The organism is Akkermansia muciniphila (assembly GCF_018709685.1).
Lineage (GTDB): Bacteria > Verrucomicrobiota > Verrucomicrobiia > Verrucomicrobiales > Akkermansiaceae > Akkermansia > Akkermansia muciniphila_E.
The window spans coordinates 1-22443 of record NZ_JABDHQ010000011.1; the positions used below are offsets into that span (position 1 = coordinate 1).

17 protein-coding genes are annotated in these 22443 nt (G+C 60.4%); 9 read left to right on the forward strand and 8 right to left on the reverse strand.

All coding sequences use genetic code 11. From position 1 onward, the window contains the following. Positions 1-217 precede the first annotated feature (217 nt). Positions 218-1003 (reverse strand): class I SAM-dependent methyltransferase, encoded by a 786-nt coding sequence (locus HHJ06_RS08220; protein ID WP_215428865.1) that lies wholly within the window; start codon positions 1001-1003, stop codon positions 218-220. Between the two features lie 493 nt (positions 1004-1496). Between HHJ06_RS08220 and HHJ06_RS08225 the strand changes: the two genes are divergently transcribed. After that, the gene (locus HHJ06_RS08225) at positions 1497-2309 is read left to right on the forward strand and encodes a hypothetical protein (protein ID WP_215428866.1); all 813 of its coding nucleotides are present in this window, start codon (positions 1497-1499) and stop codon (positions 2307-2309) included. 375 nt (positions 2310-2684) lie between these two features. Here the strand turns inward: HHJ06_RS08225 and HHJ06_RS08230 are convergent, their stop codons facing one another. Together HHJ06_RS08230 and HHJ06_RS08235 are read right to left on the reverse strand one after the other, a co-directional pair. Next, the gene (locus tag HHJ06_RS08230) at positions 2685-3854 is read right to left on the reverse strand and encodes a PDZ domain-containing protein (protein ID WP_215428867.1); all 1170 of its coding nucleotides are present in this window, start codon (positions 3852-3854) and stop codon (positions 2685-2687) included. Further along, complete coding sequence (locus HHJ06_RS08235) at positions 3854-4822, reverse strand: S1C family serine protease (protein WP_215428868.1); 969 nt, start codon at positions 4820-4822, stop codon at positions 3854-3856. The genes HHJ06_RS08230 and HHJ06_RS08235 overlap by 1 nt, the downstream gene beginning before the upstream one ends. Before the next feature lie 195 nt (positions 4823-5017). On the opposite strand from HHJ06_RS08235, the gene HHJ06_RS08240 reads away from it, so the two are divergent. Both HHJ06_RS08240 and HHJ06_RS08245 read left to right on the forward strand, forming a co-directional pair. Then, positions 5018-7684 (forward strand): transglycosylase domain-containing protein, encoded by a 2667-nt coding sequence (locus tag HHJ06_RS08240; protein ID WP_215428869.1) that lies wholly within the window; start codon positions 5018-5020, stop codon positions 7682-7684. 17 nt (positions 7685-7701) lie between these two features. Next, positions 7702-8955, forward strand: a complete 1254-nt coding sequence (locus tag HHJ06_RS08245; RefSeq protein ID WP_215428870.1) for a DNA recombination protein RmuC — start codon at positions 7702-7704, stop codon at positions 8953-8955. A gap of 50 nt (positions 8956-9005) precedes the next feature. Here the strand turns inward: HHJ06_RS08245 and HHJ06_RS08250 are convergent, their stop codons facing one another. From HHJ06_RS08250 to bla, 5 genes are all read right to left on the reverse strand, one after another. After that, on the reverse strand, positions 9006-9707 hold the full coding sequence (locus HHJ06_RS08250) for an HAD family hydrolase (RefSeq protein ID WP_215428871.1): 702 nt from the start codon (positions 9705-9707) through the stop codon (positions 9006-9008). 4 nt (positions 9708-9711) lie between these two features. Further along, positions 9712-10491 carry an acyl-ACP--UDP-N-acetylglucosamine O-acyltransferase gene (lpxA, locus tag HHJ06_RS08255; protein ID WP_215428872.1) on the reverse strand — a complete coding sequence of 260 codons (780 nt, stop codon included), beginning with the start codon at positions 10489-10491 and terminating at the stop codon, positions 9712-9714. A 67-nt stretch (positions 10492-10558) separates the two neighbouring features. Continuing rightward, a complete protein-coding gene (locus HHJ06_RS08260; RefSeq protein ID WP_215428873.1) occupies positions 10559-11428 on the reverse strand; it encodes an RDD family protein in 870 nt (289 codons plus the stop codon). 13 nt (positions 11429-11441) lie between these two features. Further along, positions 11442-13067 (reverse strand): FtsX-like permease family protein, encoded by a 1626-nt coding sequence (locus HHJ06_RS08265; protein ID WP_215428874.1) that lies wholly within the window; start codon positions 13065-13067, stop codon positions 11442-11444. Between the two features lie 74 nt (positions 13068-13141). Continuing rightward, positions 13142-14062, reverse strand: coding sequence for a class A beta-lactamase (gene bla / locus HHJ06_RS08270; protein WP_215428875.1), 921 nt, complete (start codon positions 14060-14062; stop codon positions 13142-13144). A gap of 129 nt (positions 14063-14191) precedes the next feature. On the opposite strand from bla, the gene HHJ06_RS08275 reads away from it, so the two are divergent. The 6 genes from HHJ06_RS08275 (at position 14192) to ileS (ending at position 22414) form a co-directional block, all read left to right on the forward strand. Further along, the gene (locus HHJ06_RS08275; protein WP_215428876.1) at positions 14192-14695 is read left to right on the forward strand and encodes a DUF456 domain-containing protein; all 504 of its coding nucleotides are present in this window, start codon (positions 14192-14194) and stop codon (positions 14693-14695) included. A gap of 86 nt (positions 14696-14781) precedes the next feature. Beyond that, a complete protein-coding gene (locus HHJ06_RS08280) occupies positions 14782-15102 on the forward strand; it encodes a DUF3784 domain-containing protein (RefSeq protein ID WP_215428877.1) in 321 nt (106 codons plus the stop codon). 14 nt (positions 15103-15116) lie between these two features. Next, positions 15117-17477, forward strand: a complete 2361-nt coding sequence (locus HHJ06_RS08285; RefSeq protein WP_215428878.1) for a glycosyl hydrolase family 95 catalytic domain-containing protein — start codon at positions 15117-15119, stop codon at positions 17475-17477. 25 nt (positions 17478-17502) lie between these two features. Then, positions 17503-18573: a M28 family peptidase gene (locus HHJ06_RS08290; protein ID WP_215428879.1), complete on the forward strand. Its 1071-nt coding sequence runs from the start codon at positions 17503-17505 to the stop codon at positions 18571-18573. Beyond that, positions 18570-19613 (forward strand): alpha/beta hydrolase, encoded by a 1044-nt coding sequence (locus tag HHJ06_RS08295; RefSeq protein WP_215428880.1) that lies wholly within the window; start codon positions 18570-18572, stop codon positions 19611-19613. Before HHJ06_RS08290 ends, HHJ06_RS08295 begins: the two co-directional genes overlap by 4 nt. 71 nt (positions 19614-19684) lie before the next feature. After that, the gene (gene ileS, locus HHJ06_RS08300) at positions 19685-22414 is read left to right on the forward strand and encodes an isoleucine--tRNA ligase (protein ID WP_215428881.1); all 2730 of its coding nucleotides are present in this window, start codon (positions 19685-19687) and stop codon (positions 22412-22414) included. Positions 22415-22443 lie beyond the last annotated feature (29 nt).

Sequence of the window (22443 nt, forward strand, 5' to 3'; positions counted from 1 at the left end):
AGAAGAGTCTGACCAGCGCCGCTTTCCCGGACAGAAAGGGGGGAGCGGCGCTTTTTTGCGCTCAGGCGCAAGGAGGGAAGAGTAAGGTGGATGATGGGATGGGTTTTACACACAACTCTTGCCTGGTGGAGGGGAATGGACATCATCAACCCTGTAGACGGGGGAAGGCGGGAACACAGAAAGTTATTAAACCAGTTTCATGAACTGAATCCGGCACTTATTTTCTTTTAAGTTCAGCAATAGCTCCGTAATGCGGGATGTCAAATTCCGGAGGGGCAATTTCAGCAAGCAGTTTCATATGCTCCTGTTCCCACGCGGCAATTTCTTTTTCTGCAAGGGAAGCGCCGATGCCCCGGCAGGCTTTCATTCTTCCATTCCAGCTTTCACGGGTAAAGTGTATGCTTAAAGGATATTCCTCGTGGTAAACGAGCTCAAACAGTTCATGATAACACCCGGGTATAACTACCGGATGCACCGTTTCTCCCGCGCCGCTCCACGCAGGATTGTATTTCAGCACCAGTTTTTCACTGGCTCCTGCTATGTTATCCTCAAAGGGGAGCCACGCCATGTATAATACAAGAATACGCCCTTCCGGTTTAAGCATGCGGAAAAACCCGGGCATAGCCTGCTCATGGTTAAAGTAAAAGAAGCACTGACAGGCGGTAATAACATCAAATGAACAATCGGGAAAATCCATGTTTTCAGCGGATGCGGCGTGATAGTCAATATCCATGCCGGCTGAAAGAATTTTTGCCTGTTCAATCTGGTTTTCCGAAATATCCGTACCTGTCCATTTTGCTCCGTAACGGTGCATGTGTCTCGGAAGAACTCCTGTTCCCGTGCCCGTATCAAGTACATTTTGACCGCTTACGCATAGGTTGCGGTTAATGATTTTATCGTAGAATTCCTGTGGGTAAATATCACGGAATAGGGCATAGTCTGCCGAAGCCCTGCCCCAGTCAAAGGCTTTTCCTCCATCTATGTTTTTATGGATAATATTCATCCACATCTCCCTTTGCCACGCCTCATTTTCTCCGTTAAGAGAGCCTTTCCCGCAAACGCACCTTATCCGACCAGGGGGAACAAACAAGATTTCATCTCCTTTACATGAAAATATCATCCTGAGAAAATGCCGAACGGCTTATTATACCAGCGCTTCCTATATCCTCGCATCAGCTTTTCTGTTTACCTGGGTACCATCAGGTATCATTTTACCCTGTGCAGACGGAACCATAGATAACGGAGATACTGAATTCATAGGGTTCCGGGCTGGGAAAATGGTCTAATGACCTCTGGAATTTTCTATTTTTTATCTCCAACATCCCTACTTTGAGCTTGCACGGCCTTCCTCATTCCTGTACTTCACAAGGGATATAAAACCCATCCGGGCTTTCCGGTGGATTCAGCCTGCCGCATGTTCTCCCGCACGATTGTTTGTCAAGGGTCCATGCAGCCGGACAAAAGCCCCTTCCTTTTATTTTCACTCCCCCGAATATATGCGCCTTTTACCTGTCCTGACCATTACCTGCCTTCTCGGAAGCGTGTCTTTCGTCCACGGACAAACCCGCACCCCCGCCAAGCCGGAGCCTGCCAAACCGGAACCGAATGCTCCGGCAGCCGATACCGTGGACAAGTCCCTTCCTCCCGCCTCCGTCAACGGCATCCGGTTCGTCCTTAAGACGCCCATGTCCCTGCCATCCCCCATTTACATGCCCATTGATCCCAAAAGGCTGGAAAAGGTGGAAATCCGCGCCGCCCTTCCCGGACGCCGCAGCGTATACCCCAAAAGCAGGATCATCACCCTGTTCGGCGGCCTGGACCAGAAGGGCATGCCGACCAACAAGCTCGTCAGCAAACCCCTGCCGACCGACCTGGGCCCCAAAACCCTGGCGCTGGTAGGAAAGAACAGCACCGGAGAATTTACGCTGGATTTCATCAACGAGGCGGAGCTGCCGCTGAACTGCATTTACATCCAGAACCTGACCGGCCGTACTTTCACCCTGGAGCTTCCCAAACCGCCGCAGGGCGAAAAGAGCGCCATTGAACTGCCCAGCAAATCCACTTACATTTTCGGCAAGGATTCCGCTGACAGCAAGGATTCCCGCACTACTCCCGCCAATCTGACGTACATGACCCGCTTGAAGAACGGTAAAGTCGTCAAGGTGAAGGACAGGGGCATGATGCTGACCACCTATCCGGGACGGAAAGTGGTCATGATTATTTCCCCGGATTCCTCCGGACGCACCGTCGTTCTGACGGAGCTGATGATTTTCAAGGAAAAGCCGGTTTCCGCCTCTTCCGCCAAGTAACGGGGCAACTCTTTTTCCCTCCCGGTTTTTCCCCAGATGCGGAAGGCCTGGATGAATAATCATTCAAGAGTCCGAGAGCATCCCGGACCAGTCGGAAAACGGGCGTCACTGCCCGTTTTTTATGCACTCCTCCAACCATTCTCCGGAATCCGAGCGTAAAAGACCGGGACGCTCCCCGGCGGGGAGTGGATGCTGACGCGCCTCCGGCAAAGCCGCCCGGCCGCTTTCCGTTCCGGGTAAAAACGGCCATATTCCTGCGGGAACAGGAACACGGCATGAAGGAATCAGGCCTTTTCCGTCCACCGGATGACAGCGGAAAGAAGCCGTGACGCTCAGGAGCGCCCGGAAGCTTCATCCACAGGAAGCCACTCCAACCTAATAGACCTTGGGCACCAGTCCCTGGCGGCTCATTTTGTCTTCCACCTTGCGGCGGTTTTCCTCCAGACGGCGCGCATCATAGGTATCATCCACCGGCTGGGCTTCCGGAATGTCCTCTCCGCGTCCGGCCTGGTACTGCTGTACCTGCGGAAGCACCCCCTCCACCAGTTCCCGGCATATCCAGGAGGGCAGAATGTAGGTTTCCGTGCGTCCGGCACGGCTGAGGGCCAGCCCTACAAATTTTCCGTTGACGTCAATGACCGGGCATCCGGCACGCTCCGGGAACAGGGTCATGTCCGACTGGATGACCAGCGGGAATTCATCACGCTTCAGGCTCATGCGGTTGCCCATGGAGTTCATCATGTCCAGGCGTTTCTGGGGAAATTTCATCACCTTGGGCCGGGGGCCGGTGAGGAGTTTTCCTTCAATCACCTGGTTTTGCCGCCTTACCTCCACGGGAACCGTTTCACCGGGGCTCACCCCGACCATGGCGGCGCGGATGGAGTACATGCCGTCCACCGGCTTTCCGTTCAGTTTCATCAGCAGGTCTCCTGCCAGCAGGCCACTGCGGTGCGCGCCGCTTCCGGCTTCCACACCGCCGATCATTACCCCCTCCCCATCCCAGCGGGGATCGGAAACAATGCCCAGATAAGGCTGGTCGTCCGCCCGCAGGCTGCGCTGCGCCACGGAAACCACGCCGAAGTCACTGACATGCCCCGTAGGGGATACGGCCGCAATGACATCCCCTTCCTCCGCCTGGACATAGGAGTTCAGGTCAATGGGAGGAGCGGGAAGCCCCGGCACGTCCATCATCAGCAGGTCGTGTTCCGGAAGGGCAAAGAGCACCTTGGCGTCGTAAACCCGTCCGGAGGAGTCCACGAGCATGACCGGGCGCCGCTCCTTCTGGAGGTCGCTCAGCTTAGTAAGCACTTTTCCCTTCCCCACCACCGTGCCCAGGGCCACCTGGGTGTTGCCGGCCACCAGCGCCACCACGGACCGGCCCACCGGACCGGCCACCTTGTCCCATTCCTGGAAGATTTTCTTGGCCTGGTTGTCAAGCACCGCCCTGTCCTCCGGGGCAATCATCTGCTCCGGGGGAAGAGGGGAGGCTATTTCCTGGCCACAGGCGGCGGACGCCGCCAAAGCCGCCCATAAATATTTCATCATCATCCCTGAGTCTCTTCTTCATGTTTCAGGCCGGACATCAAATCTCCGCGCCTGCCGAATGTAAGGTCCGCCTTGTAGGCAGTTCCTTTCCTCACCACCACAACCGGAACGGTTTCCCCGGGGCGGTGCCTGCCCAGCTCACGGAGCATGTCCCGCACGGAACGCAGGCTCCGGCTGTCCATGTGGGTGATGACATCACCGGGCTTGATGCCCGCGGTATCCGCCGGGGAGTTCACCACCACATCCTGCACTACCACGCCGTCCACGCCCAGCACGTCCATCATGGCAAATCCCAGAACGGGAGATTCCGGGTCAGCCATGGGGTGAAGGCCAAGCTGGCCCCAGTGCTTCCCGGCAAGCAGGCTGTCCCAGTCCTTCCGGAACACGGAGACGGGAACATGGTTGTTGATTTTCAACATGGGGCCTATGGAGGAATGAATGCCCACCAGCTTGCCGGACAAGTCAAAGAGGGGGCCGCCGGAGTCCCCACCAATCAGCGTGCATTCCGAAATAAGGAAGCGCTGCTTCCCGTCCGTGCACAGCCGCCCCATGCGGATGGGAGCGCGGCGTTCCGGGTCAAATCCCTTGGAATGGCCCAGCGCCACCACAAAGTCACCTACATGCAGCCCGTCTGATTCCCCCAGCTCCACATGGGGATAGTTTCCGCCTCCGATGATTTGCACCATGGCGGCGTCCCGCGTAAAGTTGGCGCCCAGCACGCGGCCTTTGACCACGCGCCCGTCCGCAAAGACCACGCGCATGATTTCATCACCGCCCACCACGTGGGCCGCCGTTAAAATAAGGCCCTGCGGCGTAACGATCACCCCGCTGCCCGTCTCCCCTCCGTCGGAAACCAGAGCCACCGTGGCAGCCGTAGCCGCGGAGGCCACCTTATGCACATGCTGCTGCAAGTCCGCCATGGAAGAGACATTCCCCGCCAGGCTCATTCCCCCTAAAAACAGGGACACAAGCCCCCCAACGACCAAGTAATAAAAACTCGTCATTCTGAATGGTGATATCATGAAATTACCGATAACCTTATGATAGAACATATCCTACCAGATAAACGTTCAGACCAGTACAAATTTGTCTAACAATTGCGACATGGGGCTCCATCTTTTGCTTAGACCATCCCGTTTGTTTATGATAAAACTCCCCCACGGATGGGTGTAAACGACAAATCACGGAAACGGAATGCCGGCTCCTGGCGGGAACGCATCCAGGACGATGAAGCGGCTTCCCGTCCGCCAACGGAACGCAGGAAGAGGTCTGCCCCCCGCCCGTCCTATCCCGGCCTGCCTCCGGAGGACCCCGGTCCGGCCGTGATTCCCGGGCCCACCCGCAGAACCGGGAAATCCCGCGGCGGTTCTTCCCGGAATGATGCACCGCCTCCCCGTCCGCGCCGCATTTCCCGGCCCGCACCGCCGGAGGAATATGATGACTACGATGAACCCGGAGAGCCCCCCCGCTCCGCACGCCCGGGAAGGCCGCGCAAGCCGCGGTTCACGATTTTCGGCGCCCTGCTGTTCGTCCTGCTGATGCCGTTCCGCTTCATCGGCTCCCTGACGCGGAATATCCAGTGGTTCGTCAGATGGCCCCTGCGCATCCTGCTGGGGTGCTGCTTTGCGGGCATCGTGATCGGCTCCATCCTGGTATTCCTGTACGGCACCATTTCCAACCGCTATGACATTTCCGAGGTCAAGAGCAATATTCCGGAACGCACGGTGATCCTGGACCGCAAGAACCGCACCATCGGCACCCTGCACGGGGAAAACCGCAAGCGCGTCTCCCTCCAGGAGGTTCCCCCCATTTTCATTGACGCCCTGATCCTGCGTGAAGACAACCGCTTTTACGACCACGGCGGCGTGGACTGGATAGGCGTTGGCCGCGCCTTCGCGCAGGTGCTCAAGCACAAGCGTGCCACGCAGGGGGCTTCCACCCTCACCATGCAGCTTGCCAAAATCACGTACAACCACCAGGAGCGCAACCTGCACGCCAAGCTGACGGAGGTGGCGCTGGCCAAACGCATTGAAGCCACTTACACGAAGGACGAGATTCTGGAGACCTATATCAACCGCATTTTCTGGGGCCATACCTTCCTGGGGATTGCGGCGGCGGCGCGCGGGTATTACGACAAGGAGCCGCGGGATCTTTCCCTGTCGGAGTGCGCCACCCTGGCCGGCATTATTTACGGCCCGAACGATTTCTCCCCCATCAAGCATCCGGAGGAAGCCAAGAAGGTGCGGGACATCGTCCTGGGCCTGCTGGAAAAGGAGGGGAAGATCACCCGGGTGCAGTATGAGGCGGCCCTGGCGGAACCGATCGTTACCCGGATGCCCCAGTCGCGGTCAGAGGAGAATTACGCCATGGGCCTGGTGCGCCGGGAGCTGGACGCCATTCTGGAGGAAGAAGATATCCGCCTGGGCGGCCTGGTGGTCCACACCACGCTGGACCTTGACCTGCAGAACGCCACGCTGGACGCCATCAACAAGCACATGGAAGCGCTGGAAGCGCGCAAGGATTTCAGGAAGCACCTGGCTTCCCTGCAAGCCAGGCGGGAGAAGAAGGGAATCGTCAAGAACAAGCTGACCACCAAGGCGGAATATGAAGCGGCCCTGGCCGCCTGGAAGGCGCTCCCCCCGGAACGGAAGGAAGGGACGCAGCCTCCCATGCCCAATTACATCCAGTCCGCCGCCGTAGTCATGGACAACGCCACCGGGGCGCTTCTCGCCGTCGTCGGCGGCCGGGACGCGGAGGAATCCAAGCTGAACCGCGCCATCCAGTCACGCAGGCAGACCGGCTCCCTGTTCAAGCCGTTCATTTACGCCACCTTTTTCCAGCAGGGCAATTCCGCGGATACCCGCATTTCCGACGACCGCATCGGCTATGGGGAGATACGCGGAGCCGCCAACTGGTCCCCCCGCAACTCGGACGGCACGTACCGGGGCATGAAGCCGGCCTCCTTCGGCCTCATTCTTTCCCGCAATACCATGTCCGTACGCATCGGCAACCGGGCCGGATTGTCCAACGTCATCCAGTCCGCCCAGCTGGCGGGCTTCCACGGGAATATTTCCCGCACTCCGGCCCTTTACCTGGGCACGTGGGAAGCCTCTCCGCTGGACATCGCCAGCGCTTACAGCGTTTTTGCCAACGGCGGCGTGCGCCCCACGCCGTATATCATTGACCACATTACGGATTCCAGAGGACAGCCGCGCTTCGCCATCACCAGGAGCAAGCGCACCGTATACACCCAGCGGGCGGCCAACATCACTTCCTCCATCCTCCAGCAGGTCTGCAAGCCCGGAGGCACGGCAGGCAGGATCACCACCCTGGGCTTCAAGCCCCCCTGCGGCGGCAAGACCGGGACCACGAACAATTACACGAACGCGTGGTTCGCCGGATATACCTCCAACCTCACGTGCAGCGTCTGGGTGGGCTTTGACTCCTCCACCAAGATTCTGGAAAAAGGGTACGGCGGCACATTGGCCCTGCCCGTCTGGGTGGACATTATGCTGGCGGCCCAGAAGGAGGGCTACCCCGCCAACGCCATCCGCACCAGCCCCGGTTCGGAAGGCCAGGCCGTGCTCGTATGCCGGGAGTCCAACCAACTGGCCCATTCCGGCTGCCAATATGCCAAAACGGCTTATTTTGAAACTTCCGCAGGCTACCATGCCCCCACCAAAATGTGTGAAAAGCACATTCCCATGGCGGAGCCGGATACGGAGGAGAATATTCCCTTTGCGGAGCCGCTTGACGGCAGTGACGACAATATCCCCCTGGCCGAGCCCGTGGAAGAGACGGACGGCATCCCCTACGCCACCCCCATCTGAATTACCCTTCCCCTATCATGAATTCCCCCCTGATCCCCTGGATTGCGGCCCTTCTGCTGCTGGCCGCCTGCACGGTGCTGCTGGTTTTCCTGCTGCGCTACCGTGACCGCTCCGTCCGCCTGGAAGCGGAAGCCCGCTCCTGGCAGGAACGGGCGGAGGACAGAACCCAGATGCTCCACCGGGCGGAGGAGGTGCTCAAGGATTCCTTCGCGGGCATCAGCGCGGAGGTCCTCCGCAATTCGGAAAAACAATTCCTGAACCTGGCGGAAACCCGGCTTCAGAACCAGCGCCAGCAGGCCAACCATGACCTGGAATCCCGCAAGCAGGCCATTGAGTCCATGCTGAAGCCGGTGAGCGAGTCCCTGAAACTCGTCCAGTCCCGGCTGGGAGAGATGGAGAAGGAACGCGTGGGCGCCTATACGGACCTGAGAACGCAGATCCGCTATATCCTTTCCGGAAACGAGGCCCTGAAGAATGAGACCGCCAGGCTTTCCCAGGCCCTCCACCACAACAGCGCGCGCGGCCAGTGGGGGGAACTCCAATTGCGCCGCGTGGTGGAACTGGCCGGAATGGTGGAGTACTGTGATTTCACCACGCAGGAAACCCGTTCCAGGGAAGAGGACCGGGTGCGCCCGGACATGGTCGTCCACCTGCCGGGAGGCCGTTCCATCATCATTGACGCGAAGGCGCCCATGACCTCCTACCTCAGCGCGGGACAGACGGACAGGCAGGAGGAGCGCCGCCAGTTGATGAGCCGCCACGCCGCAGACGTGAAAAGGCACCTCCAGCAGTTGAGCGCCAAGAATTACTTTGCCCAGTTTTCCCCGTGCCCGGAATTCGTGATCATGTTCCTTCCGGGGGAGGCCTTTTTCCAGGCGGCTCTGGAAGCGGACCCCTCCCTGATTGAGTTCGGCGCGGAGAACAAGGTTATCCTTTCCACGCCTTCCACCCTGATCGCCCTGCTGAAAACCGTCGCGTACGGGTGGAAGCAGGAACAACTGGCGGACAACGCCAAGAAAATCTCGGAGGCGGGAGCGGACCTGTTCAACACCTGCTCCATCCTCACGGGCCACTTTTCCTCCCTGGGCAAGAGCCTGAACCAGGCGGTGGCCCAGTATAACAAGACCGTCTCCTCCTTTGAGCACCGCTTCATTCCCCGGGCGCAGAGGCTGAAAAACCTGGGCGTGACCTCCACGAAGGACCTGCCCGGCAATCTGGAAGACATCACCCTGCAGGCTAAATCCGCGGACATACCGGATATTCCGTCCTGAAGAGCCGCAACCACACGGCGAGCCCCGGCCCTGTCCCGGTTCCGGCGCCTTCAGGACAGCCTGGGGGCGGAGACGGGAAAGGGCAGCGCCCCTTCATCCCGCAACCGGGCGGACAGTTCCGCCGCGGAGGCGCATACCGGCACGTGGAAGGCGTCCAGCGCGGCGCGGGAACTGTAGCCCCACCCCACCAGTACCAGGCGCGTTCCGGCATTCACGGCAGTGTTGCCGTCGTGGGCGGAATCCCCCACCATGCACACCTGCCCCGGTTCCATGCCCCAGGCATGGACGATGGACAGCAGGGAACCAGGCTCCGGCTTGCGCGGGAAACGGTCTGAAAAGCCCATCACCACCCGGAAAGGCACGTCCGGGAGGATATGGCGCACCAGTGGACTCGTGATCACATGCGGCTTGTTGGACAGGACGCCCAGGGGATGCCCCTCCGCGGCCAGTTCCAGCAGCATTTCACGAATGCCGGGGTACGGCGCCGTGCCGTCCTGCCAGGTATGGGGATATTCCTTCATGAACCCCTTGTGCACCGCTTCAAAGGCCTCTTCAGGCACCTCCCCGTGAAAGTATTCCCGCAGGGAAGCCAGGCAGAGCTCCCGCGCGCCCCGGCCCACCATTCCCCGGATGGCATCTACGGAATGCTCCGGATACCCCAGGGCCTTCAAGGCCAGGTTCAGGCCGCGGGCGATGCCGGGAATGGAGTCCACCAGCGTTCCGTCCAGGTCAAAGACAAAACCCGTTTTCATGGCCTCAATGGCAGAATCCGCGTTCGGAAGTTTCCACGAACTCAACGATTCTCTTCAGGCAGGGATTTTCCGCATAGTCTGAATTCCGGAGTTCCTCAATAGCTTCCTGAACGGACAGCTTCTTGTTGACGAAGAGCTTTTTATAGCACATGCGCACGGCACGCAGGTCTTCCTCGGAAAATCCGCGCCTCTGCATGCCGATGGAGTTGACGGAGCGCGTCACGGCCGGATGGCCTTCCACAATGGTGTACGGCAACACGTCCTGGGATACGCGGGCCATGGCTCCCACCATGGAGTGCTCCCCGATGCTGGCGAACTGGTGCACGGCGCAGCAGCCCGCCAGGATGGCGTAATCCCCCACCGTGACATGGCCGGCGGCGGTGGCGAAGCCGGAGAAAATCACATGGTTGCCTATCTGGCAGTCGTGCCCGGCGTGGCAAGAGACCAGGAACAGGTTGTTGCTGCCAATCCGCGTGGCGCCGCCAATGTCCGTGGCGCGGTTGATGGTGGCGTTTTCACGGAAAACGTTGTTATCCCCCACTTCCAGGTAGGTGGGTTCCCCCTGGTACTTCAAATCCTGGCTTTTCAGGCCGATGACGGAAAACGGGAAGAACTCGTTGCCGCTGCCGAAGGAGGAAGGGCCGTCAATGACCACATGGCTGTGCAGCACGCAGCCGGGGCCCAGCTTTACATGTTCTCCGACAACGCAAAAGGGACCGATTTTAACATCATCCGCTATTTCCGCAGTAGGATGCACTACTGCCGTTGGGTGTATTTCTGGCATGGCTGGGGCAAGTATGAAACAAATTCAGGTGATTAAAAGGCTAAATCCCGCTCGGAATGCCTTTTTGTCACATTTGTCCGGAGGCGCTGACATACGCCTCCATCTCCGGAAGCCAGGGAATGAGCAGCACGTACATGATCTGAAGGCACAGGATGATCAGTACCAGCGTCATCACCACCTTGCGGAGGGTAAGGGAGTCATTCAGCACGTCCGTGGTGCCCAGCTTCCGGTCCCACGGGGTAAAGCCGAAGCGGCGCACCCACCACCAGGAGAAGAACAGGGCCAGCAGCATCAGGGAGGGGGCAAAACAGCCCAGGCCCAGAACCATGACGAACAGGGAGCGCCTGAACGCCGTGGAGAAGGAGAGGCGGTTCCCGCGGTAGTCCCTGACGGAGACGCCCAGCATGGCTTTTCCCGGCGTGGTGCCCAGCGCCGCCACAAAGGCGGCTTCAATGAGCACGAGCGGCAGGCAGAGGTAAAGCAGGGCTTCATAGGAGCCGGGGAGAAAATCGGGGCTGAAGCCCAGGCCCAGTACCCTGAGCACGGCCAGGTAAAGCGTCATGTGCATCATCACATCCGCCATTCTTCCCAGAAAACGCACGTACGGGTACGGAACCACCAGCACCACGTCCTCCTCCGGGGCCTTTTCCGCTTCTTCCTCCGGCAAGGATTCCCCGTCCACGGGTTCCGCCACGGAGATTTCCGCGGCATCATCCTCCGGAGCTTCTTCCCCGGCCTTCCGCCGTTCCTCCTCTTCCTCCCGGCCAGCAAACATTTCCTTCAGCACCGGGAGGTCATGGATGCGCACCCATTCCGCGCATCCGGCATGCCATGCCCGGGCGTTTTCCGGTATGAGGCCCGCCTCCAGCATAGAGATGACTTCCACCTCCGGCAGAGGCCCCTTCTTTTCATGATCCTGAATCCAGTAAATATCCATGAGGCGGTTCCTGTTACATGCTGCGCAGGGAGCGGGCCGGGTCCTGGCGCGCCGTGATGAGAGCCGGAATGATGGAGGCCACCACAACCATGACAAAGGCCTTCACGCCCTGCCACGCCAGCTCCGTCCAGTCAATCACCACCGGAATATTCGCCGTGCCGTGGAACGCCACGGGGAACGGGTCAAAGCCTATTCCCGCCAAGAAGCCCTGGATCTGCATGCGGTATTCCAGCACCAGCAGCCCCAGCCCCACGCCCAGGAGAGCCCCTACAAAGCCGATGATGACCCCCTGCCACAGGAAAACGCGCACCACCTGGAACGGCGTAGCCCCCAGGGCCTTCATCACGGCGATTTCCCTCTTCCGCTGGATGGAGACGGTGAACATCACCGCCATGATGCAGAAGGCGGAGATCAGGGAGATGAAGGAAAGCACGAAGCTCATCATCATGCGCTCCTTCTGCATGAGTTCAAACCATGCGTTAAAACGGTCATGCCAGGTTTCCAGCGTCCACGCGGAGGACGGCTTTTCCTTTTCCAGGGCCTGCATCACGGGAGCCAGCATGGTTTCCACATGGTAGGGATCATCCACGCGCAGGGCCACGGCCTGCACCACGTCATCCTCATAACCCAGCAGTTCCTGGCCGATGACCAGCGGAATAAACAGGTCCGGGCTGGGCGTATGCTGGGAGGCCCGGTAAATGCCGATCACCTCCAGGTCCTTCGGCATGACCAGTTCCCTGATTTTGCGGAAGCACTCCATGTCCGCCTCATTCCGCTGTCCGGCCTTGAAGCCGCCCAGAATGGTTTCCCATTCCTTGCGGGTGCCTTCCGGGAAGGCCACGGTGCCGTTGTCCAGGGCTTCCCCGTCATTCAACACGGCCAGCAAATCCATCAGGCCGGAGCGCTCCGCGTCCCTGCGGGGAACGGAGAGCAGGCCGTTGAGCAGGTTGAACACGTTGTCCACGGAGGCTTTTTTAGCCGCTTCGCGCCCCTGCTCCGTTTTCAGGGACTTGCCCCATTCCTTCAAATCGTTGAGTTCCCGGGCGTTTTTCTCCGCCAGTACGGGCAGTTCCGTCTGCTGGTAGGCGTGGGAAATTTCCTGGAAATTGCGGGTGGTGTACACCCGGATCACATCTCCCACGTTCAGCCCCATGTTTTCCGCCACAATGGAGGAGACCACGGCCTTTTCCCCCATGTCCAGGTCCGCATTGCCCGCTACCACCAAGTGCTTCAAATCGTCCAGCTGGGCAGCGTTTTCCGTATCAATGGCCCGGAAAAAACACGGCCTCTGCCGTCCCTGCACGTCCACCAGCGCATAGTCTTCTATCAGGGCATAGGTGGACTGGACGCCGGGAACGTGTTTAAGCTTCCCGCTCAGTTCCATCCAGTCCGGAATCACCTCCCTCACGCCGAAGTCATTCCTGTAGCACACCTGGACGTGCGGGGAATGCGCAAACAAGTTCCCCTGGATTTCCTTCTGGAGACCGCCCATCACGGACAGCACGACAATGAGCACCATCACCCCCAGCGATACGCCCAGCAGGCAGATCAGGGTGATGATGGAAAAGAAAGTCCGCAGCGGGTTCAGATACCGCAGCGCCAGGCTCAGGCTGATGTACCGGCTCAATAGGTTCTTCATGAATAACGCGGCACACCTTGCCTGAACGCCGTCCCCTTTCCAAGCTTAAAACATGTTCCGTGCAGGGCCGCCCGCTACTTGGCGGCGGCGGGCTGCCATTCCGTGCACAGCCACCGGGCCATGGAGGCGATCACCTTCTCGCAGGCGGGGGCGGAGTCCTTTGAATCCATGACGAATACGGAGACCGCCATTTTCCGGCCATTGGGAAGAACAATGATGCCCACGTCATTAACGGCGGTAATCACGCCCTCCGGGGATGTAAAGCCCGATCCGGTCTTGTGCGCCACCACGTAATCCTGCGGCAGCTTTCCTTTCAGGCGCGTGGCTCCCGTAGCGCAGCCGGCCATCATGTCCCAGAGGAAGCGCTGCGTGTCCTTGTCCAGGATTTTCCCCTCGTCAAACGCGCGCAGCAGGGCATTCATGGCTGAAGGACGGCTTGAGTTGACATACTGCAAGTCGTGGTTCCGCAGCATCTCATTTTCCGTAAACCGGACGTTGATGCCGCTGATGCCCCATTCCTTCAAATCCTTCTGCACGGCTTCCGTACCGCCGATAAGGGCAAACAGGAGGTCGCAGGCGTTGTTGTCGCTCTCCTGAACGGTCACGCGCAGCAGCTCCTTTAAAGAAAAATCACCGCCCTGCGGAAAGCGCTCCCGCAACGGGCTCCAGGTGCCTTTCACCAGTTGTTCCGGGCGTATGCGGATGATCTGCTCCAGATTCAGTTTCCCTTCATTCACCCGCTTCAGCACGGACAGGGCAAGAATGAATTTGAAGACGCTCTGCATGGGATAGGCCGCTTCATCCCCTATGGATACGGTTTCCCCCGTGTCCAGCATCACCGCAGCCATGCCCACGCGGGCTTTCAGGGAATGCGCCAGCTTCTGCACGGCAGCGGAATCAGCCGCAGGAGCGGCGCCCAGCACGGGGAAAACCCCCAGGGAAATGGCGCAGGAACATGCCACGCAGCCGCGGAAAAAAGAACCGGAAAAAGTCATGGCCGCCATTGCATACCGAACCCGCAACAACCGCAATATCAATCCAAGGACCGGCCCCCTTTTTTTCCGTCATCCGCAAGCCGGGCAGGAGCCTTGCCTCCGGACGCCCTTCCTGGTAAGAAGGAAGGCATGTCCCCCGTCCTTTCGGAAACCCTCGTCTGGTGCGTCACCCTGCTTCTGTTCGGCATGGGCCTGATCGGCACGCTCATTCCCATGCTTCCCGGCATCATCATCATTGCGGCAGGCTGCATCTGGCAGGGCGTGATGGGCGCCGGGCGCCTGGAGTGGTGGGGCTGGACCGTGCTGGCGCTGCTGGTGGCGGGGGGCCTGGTCATTGACAAGCTTTCCGGCGGCATGGGGGCCAAAAAATTCGGCAGTACCGCCGCAGGCATCTGGGGGGCCATCATCGGCGCCGTGGTGGGCGCCGTCCTGTTCACCCCCATCGTGGGGCTTCTGTTCATGCCGTTCCTGGGAGCGCTGCTGGCGGAACTCATCTTTGCCAGAAAGGACATCCTGGCCGCGTTCAAGGCCGGTTCCGGAGCGGCGCTGGGGATGCTCACCGGGCTTCTGCTGGAATTCACCTGCGGCCTGCTCATCATCGCCTGGTTCTGCTCCTGTTATTTCCTGTTCTGATAAAAAATCGTTTCCGTCACGTATCTTTTTAAAAACGGCTCTGCCCGGCGCGGCGGCCCTCCCGCTGATTTCCCATTTTCCGGCTTATGGACGCACCTATTCCGATACCCGTCGCCATGATGGCAGGCTTTATCATTCTTGGAGTCATTCTTTCCATGGGAAAATGTTCCTTCCTTATTGCCGGGTATAACACCATGAGCAAGGAACGGAAAAAACAGTACGATGAACGCGCGCTGTGCCGGTTCATGGGAAAGATCATGTACTGCCTCGCCTTCAGCATGCTGATTTGGCTCGCCAGCATCATTCTCCAGAACGCCGTGTTTCTGTCTGTCTCCCTGTTTTTCCTGGTAGGAAGCCTGGCGTTTGCCGTCATTTACGCCAATACAGCCTCCCGGTTCAGGAAATAACCGCCCGTATAACCATGAAATCTCTCTCTTTCTTCTGCCTGCTTCTTCTGGGCGCGGCTCCGCTCCAGGCATCTCCCGCCCCCATGCAGGTCACCTCCACCGAACCCGCCCGGAAATGGACGGAGGGATACGGCACGGGCAACGGCAGGCTGGGCATCCTCTCTTTCGGCGTTTTTCCTAAAGAAACCGTCGTTCTCAATGAAGGAAGCATCTTCGCGAAGAAGAATTTCCAGATGAAGGAAGGCGCCGCCCAGGCGCTGGACAAGGCGCGCCAGCTTTGCCGGGAGGGAAAATACCGGAGCGCGGACCAGGTGTTCCGGAAGGATATTCTGCCCTCCGGAAGCATCGCGGGAGATTACCAGCAGGGCGGCCTGCTTCAGGCGGAGTTCCAGGGGCTGCCCTCCCCCGCCTCTTTCCGGCGCATGCTGGACATGCAGCGGGGAAAGGCCTCCACCCGCGTTCAATTCGGCACGGGAGAACTGGTCACGGAGATTCTGGCGGCTCCGTCCGCGGACTGCGCCGCCTACCACATTACCTGCACCGTTCCGTCCGGGTGCCGCATTTCCCTGAATTTGCAGCATCCGGACCCGTCAGCCCGCATTACCGCGCAGCCGGACGGCTGGGTGCTGGCGGGACAGGGAAGCAATGGCGGAACCCGGTTTGAAAACCGGGTGGTCATTCTGGCGCCCGGCGCCGCCATCTCCCGCCGGGGGAAGGAGATTATCCTGGATTCCGCCCGGGAGGTGCTGGTGCTTTCCTCCACCTCCACGGATTACAACCTCCGGAAACCGGAGGCCCCGCTGACGGGCAGCCTGGCAGACAGGAACAACCGTCTCCTGAAGAAGGCGGAAAAAATGGGGTGGAAAAAACTTGCCCGGGAGACGGAAGATTATTTTTCCCGCCTGATGCTGCGCTGCCAGGTGGACCTGGGGGATTCCCCGCCGGAGGTTTCCGCCATGGCCACCCCCCAAAGGCTGGAACGCGTCAAACAGGGAGGGAAGGATCCTGACCTGCTGGAACAGCTTTTCCAGTTCGGCCGCTTCTGCACGATTGTCCATACCAGGCCGGGCCAGCTCCCCTGCGGCTTGCAGGGACTGTGGAATCCGGAACTGCGGGCGGCGTGGATGGGCTGTTATTTCCTGAACATCAACAGCCAGATGAACCAGTGGCCGTCCCACGCCACCGGGCTGGGGGAATTCCAGCAGCCTTATCTTGATTTTGTCCGGAGCCTGCTTCCGTACGGGGAGGAATTCGCACGCTTCATCCGCCGGGACGGCTTCTGCTTCGGCCATTATACGGACTGCTGGAAGCATACCTATTTTTCAGGCAACAATCCGGAATGGGCCGCCAGCCTCATGAACGGAGCGTGGGCCTGCTCCCACCTGGTAGACAGCTACCGCTTCACCGGAGACAGGGAAGATCTGAAGAAGTCCCTGCCCATTCTGGAATCCAGCGCGCGCTTCATCATGTCCTGGTTTGAGGACGACGGCCAGGGCCGCTGCCTTTCCGGCCCAGGCGTCTCCCCTGAAACCGGGTTTTACGCGCCGGACGGCACGGGGCCCAACGTGCTTTCCTACGTTTCCAACGGCAATTCCCACGACCAGCTTCTGGGGCGCGAGGCGCTCCGCAACTACATTTACGCCTGCCGGGAGCTGAATGTCCGGACTCCCACCCTGGTTAAAGCGCTGAATTTTCTCCCGAAGATTCCCCAGCCCGCCATTGGCCCTGACGGCCGCGTGCAGGAATGGCGGCAGCCCTTTGAGGAAATGCAGAAGGGCCACCGCCATATCAGCCACCTTTACGGCCTGTTTCCCGGCACGGAATGGAACGTGCTCACCACGCCGGAATACGCGGAGGCCGTACGCAAGTCAGCGGATTTCCGGCGCAAATACGCGGACATGGGGAACAACGGCATCCGCACCGGGTGGAGCACCGCCTGGCTCATCAACCTTTACGCATCCCTGGGGGACGGAAATTCCGCGGAGGACCGCATGTACACGATGCTGAAACATTACATCAATTCCAACCTGTTTGACTTTCATCCCCCGTTCCAGATTGACGGCAACTTCGGCTTTACCTCCGGCGTGGCCCAATGCCTGGTCCAGAGTCAAATCATGCAGGACGGCTTTCAGGTCATCCTGCTGGCCCCGGCCCTGGCGGACGGCTGGAAGAAGGGTTCCGCCACGGGCCTGCGCACCCGGGGCGGGCTGAAGGTGGACCTACGCTGGGAAAACGGCCGGGTTCAGGCCACCGCCACAGCCAGCCGCCCCGGCCAATTCCGTTTCATGCACCGGGACCGCAAGAAAGACCTGGTGATGAAAAAGGGCCAGACGGAGAGGATTGATTTTCCTCCTCCCACCGCCAATACACTCTAAAACCGGCCTTCCCCAACTTCCCCTCATGAAACTCTCCTCCCCTGTGATCAAATGCGGGCTGGCCGCCGCCGCGGCCTGCCTCGCCCTGGGTTCCTGTTCCAAGCTCTTTTCACCCTGCGGAAGCGGGGAAATTCCGGAGACGGACCAGACGGAAACATTCCTGAAAGCGCACGTGACCCATCTGGCGGACGCCATCGGAGAACGGAACGCCTACAAGCCCGGCACCATGGAGCGTTCCGCCCGCTACATTGAACAAACCCTGGAGGGGATGGGCTACACCGTCACGCGCCAGGCCGTGGACATCCCGGTTTCTCCGGACTTCCGCGCCGTGAAGGACAGGACGGTGTACAACCTCGTCGCCACCAAAAAGGGAACCTCCCCGCGGCCCAAAACGCTTATCATAGGCGCGCATTACGACACCAAGGTGGGCATGGACAACTGGCATGACCACGGCCCCGCCAGACCGGCCCGCACCGGAACGCCGGGAGCCAATGACAACGCTTCCGGCGTAGCCGCCCTGCTGGAAACGGCGCGCGCCCTGGCTGCAGTTCCCACCCTGCACGACGTGTGCCTGGTGGCTTATGCCAATGAGGAACCTCCCTTTTACCAGACTCCCTCCATGGGCAGCGTGGTGCATGCCAAATCCGCAGCCCTCCATCCGGGGAAGGAACGCATCATCGGCATGATTGCGCTGGAAACACTGGGCTGTTACTCCCCACGGGTGAACAAGAAGCGTAAATCCGCCATGGCCGCCGGGCTGGCCGGGCTCCCGGACCGGTGCGACTACGTGGCCTTCATGTCTACCAACACGGGCCGCAAGCTGGCCCGCTCCTGTGCGGAGGAGTTCTCCCGTCTGAACCGCTTTCCGGTGCGCTCCGCCGTCTTTCCCTATTATACCAAAGGCGTTTCCTGGTCGGATGACTGGGCTTACATGAAGGAGGACATCCCCTCCTTCGCCGCCACGGACACCGCCTTCCTGCGCTGCGATGATTACCATGAAACCAGCGATACGGCTGAAAAGCTGGATTACCCCCAGTTTGCGGAGGTAGTGCAGGGTCTTTCCAAACTGGTCATCTCACTCGCCAATAAGCCATGAACATGAAGCTTGCCTTCCTTCTTCCCGCCCTTTTACTGGCATTCGCTCACGCCCCCGCCGGAGGGGTCCCGTTTGATCCGTCCGCGCTGGCGGCCCTCCAGCCGCCCGCGGAACACGGAGCCTTTCATTCCGGATGGATTTCCCTGGGCCTTGAAGCGGCGGACCTGAAGGAAAAACAGGTGTCCCCCGGGCACATCACGGACGTGGGGGAGGCGCAAATACAGCTTTATTTCCCCGCCGGATGGAGGCCGCAGGACAGACGCGCCGCCCTGTGCATCTTTCCGGGCGGCGGCTACGCCATCCAGGCCATTGAAAAGGAAGGCGTCCGCATCGCCCGCTGGGCGGCGGAGCACGGCATGGTGGGCGTTGTCGTGAAGTACCGCGTTTCCGGGGAAAACAATGCCATCGGCAGGTTTCCGGGCCCTCTGCTGGACGCCCGCCAGGCCCTGCGCGTAACGCGCCGGCATGCCTCCGCGCTGGGGGTTGACCCGCGCCGCATCGGCGTCATTGGGTTTTCCGCAGGGGGCCATCTGGCAGCCATGGCCGCCACGCTCTGGAACCGCACCCTGCCGGAAGAAGAGGATAATCCGCTGAAAAGCGTTTCCGCGCGGCCCGATTTTGCCATGCTTATCTATCCCGTCGTCACCATGGCCCCCGGGACCACCCACGGAGGCACCCGCAGCAAAATCCTGGGGCCTGACCCCGCCCCGGCCCTGGCGGAGCTGTGCTCCGCGGAACGGCAGGTGACGGCGCAGACGCCCCCCGTGTTCCTCGTCCACGCGCTGGACGACGGCGTAGCCAGCGCCAACAGCAGGCTGATGGAACAGGCCTGCCGGGAAAAAGGCGTTCCCTCCAGCCTCCATTTTTACCCCGCGGGGGGCCACGGCTACGGCATGGAGAAACGCGGGCAGCCCACGGACGAATGGCCGGAGGCCGCGGAAAAATGGCTGTCTGAACGGGGAATTCTCTCCTCCCGACAGACCCCGGGCGGAAATGCGCCCTCCAGAGCGGGAGCCGCGCCCGGAACACGGCGGGAATGAATGCGCTAGGCCCTGATTGTGCCGCACCGCAGGGTTGACCGGACCGGGCCCCGGTGCTACCTTTTCCGGGCATGAGTGCGCCCAAAAAGAATTATAAAGACACCATCCTGTTGCCGGAGACCGGCTTCCCCATGAGGGGGGATTTGACAAAAAACGAACCCGTACGCCTGAAAAAGTGGGAAGACACCGGACTGTACGAACGAATTTTGTCCCGCAGGATGGAACAGGGCGCACCCCGGTTCCTGCTTCATGACGGCCCCCCCTTCGCCAACGGCGACGTGCACATGGGCACGGCCCTGAACAAGATTCTCAAGGACCTGGTCCTGAAGTCCAAGACCATGGCCGGCTATGCCGCGCCCTACGTTCCCGGCTGGGACTGCCACGGCCTCCCCATTGAGTTCAAGGTGGTGCAGAAGGCCCGTGACCTGGATGCGGCTGAAATCCGCCGCCGCTGCGCGGAATTCGCCAGGGGCTTTATTGACATTCAACGGACTTCTTTCCGCCGCTTGGGCGTTTTCGGTGACTGGGAGCACCCCTACCTGACGATGAAGCCGGCGTATGAAGCCAACATCCTGCGCGTGTTCGCCAAGCTGGTGGAAGACGGCGCTGTTTACCAGAGCCGCAAGCCCGTGCAGTGGTCCTACGGGGCCTACACGGCGCTGGCGGAAGCGGAGATTGATTACAAGGAGAAGGTGAGCCCCTCCGTGTTCGTGCGGTTCCCGCTACTGGACAATCCGCTTGGACTGGAGGCCTCCATGGTGATCTGGACCACCACACCGTGGACCTTGCCCGCCAACGTGGGGATTGCCCTGCATCCGCGCTTCACGTACGTGGCCGGCAAGTTCATGAAGGACGGCCAGACGGAAACCCTCATCATCCTGAAAGACCTGCTGGACGCCTTCGCCCAGAAGACGGGCTGGGCCCTGGCGGAAACCATCCGCGAGTTCAAGGGCGCCGAACTGGAGAACTGCGAAGCGCAGCACCCCTTCCTTTCCCGCACGTCAAAAATCATCCTGGCGGACTTCGTGACCACGGACACCGGCACGGGGGCCGTCCACATCGCGCCCGGCCACGGCTCTGACGACTATAACGTGGGCCGCCAGTACGGCCTGCCCGTCCTCTCCCCCGTGGATGACGACGGCAAGTACACGGAAGAAGTAGGCGTTCCGGCCCTTGTGGGCAAGCACGTGTTTGACGCCAACAAGGACGTCATCGCCATGCTGGAGAAGGATAACAACCTCTTCGGCGTGGAGGAATACCGCCACCAGTATCCGCACTGCTGGCGTTCCAAGACGCCCATCATTTTCCGCGCCGTGGAACAGTTCTTCATTTCCATGGACAAACTGCGTCCGCAGGCCCTGGAAGAGATCGACAAGGTGCAGTGGCTGCCCGCCTGGGGCCGCAACCGCATTTACGGCACCGTGGAGGCGCGCCCGGACTGGTGCATCTCCCGCCAGCGCACCTGGGGCGTGCCCCTGCCCGTCTTCTTTGACGAAAACGGGAAGGCCGTCCTGGACGCCGCCGTGGTCCGCAAGATCGCGGACATGGTGGAGGCCCACGGCTCCAATATCTGGTTTGAACTTTCCGACGAAGACCTGTGCGAACGCCTCGGCCTGCCGAAGACCTGGAAGAAGGGGAAGGACACGCTGGACGTCTGGATTGATTCCGGCTGCTCCCACATGGCCGTCATGGATTCCCGCCCCGGACTGGACGCCCCGGCGGACCTGTACCTGGAAGCCACGGACCAGCACCGCGGCTGGTTCCAGAGCTCCCTGATGCTTTCCGTCGCCTGGCGCGGCAAGGCCCCGTACAAGGCTGTGATGACCCACGGCTTCGTGGTGGACAAGGACACCGGGAAGAAGACCTCCAAGTCAGACGCCAAGAGCGGCAAGCCCATTGACGCGGCTTATTATTACGACAAGTACGGCGCGGACATCGTGCGCCTCTGGGCCGCCTCCGTGGACTGGCAGAATGAAGTCCCCTTCGGGGAAGACCTTTTCAAGCAGGTCACGGAGCCCTACCGCCGCCTGCGCAATACCCTGCGCATCCTGCTGGGCAATATCAGCGGGTTTGACTTCGCCACGCAGTCCGTCGCCCCGGAACACATGCCCATCCTGGACCGCTGGATTTTGGAACGCCTGAACGCCGTCATCAAGGAAACGCTGAAAGCCTATGAAGCTTATGATTTCCGCAAGGCGTTCAGCGTCATCAACCAGTTCTGCTCCAGCGACCTTTCCGCCCTGTACGTGGATACTACCAAGGACCGCCTGTACTGCGACGACGTCACTTCCGTGCGCCGCCGCGCCACGCAGACGGCCATGACGATCATTTTCAAGGCCCTGTGCCGCCTGCTGGCCCCCATCCTGGCCTTCACGGCGGATGAAGCCTGGGAATACGCCGGGTATGAAGGCAGCGTGCACGAGCAGGACTTCCCCGCCCCGATGCCGGAGTACGACACGCAGGAGGCTTCCTCCGCCATCTCCCGCCTTCAGGAAATCAAGTCCGTCATCCAGGTGGCCATTGAAGAACAGGTGAAGGCCAAGGCCTTCTCCAAGAACAACGAGGCTTCCATCTCCCTCACCGTCCCGGCAAACGAAAGCGAGGACGTGGTGGCGCTGCTGGAAGACCGGGCCTTTGCCACGGAGTTCTTCATCATTGCGGACCTGGACGTGAAGAGCGGTCCGGAGCTGGCGGCCGCCGCCGCCAAAACGGAACACGCCATGTGCCCGCGCTGCCGCCGGTATGAACCCGTGGAAGACGGCTGCGAGGTGTGCGAACGCTGCGCGGAAGTCCTCTCCTGAGAACGGCAACCTCACATCCCCCGACCTTT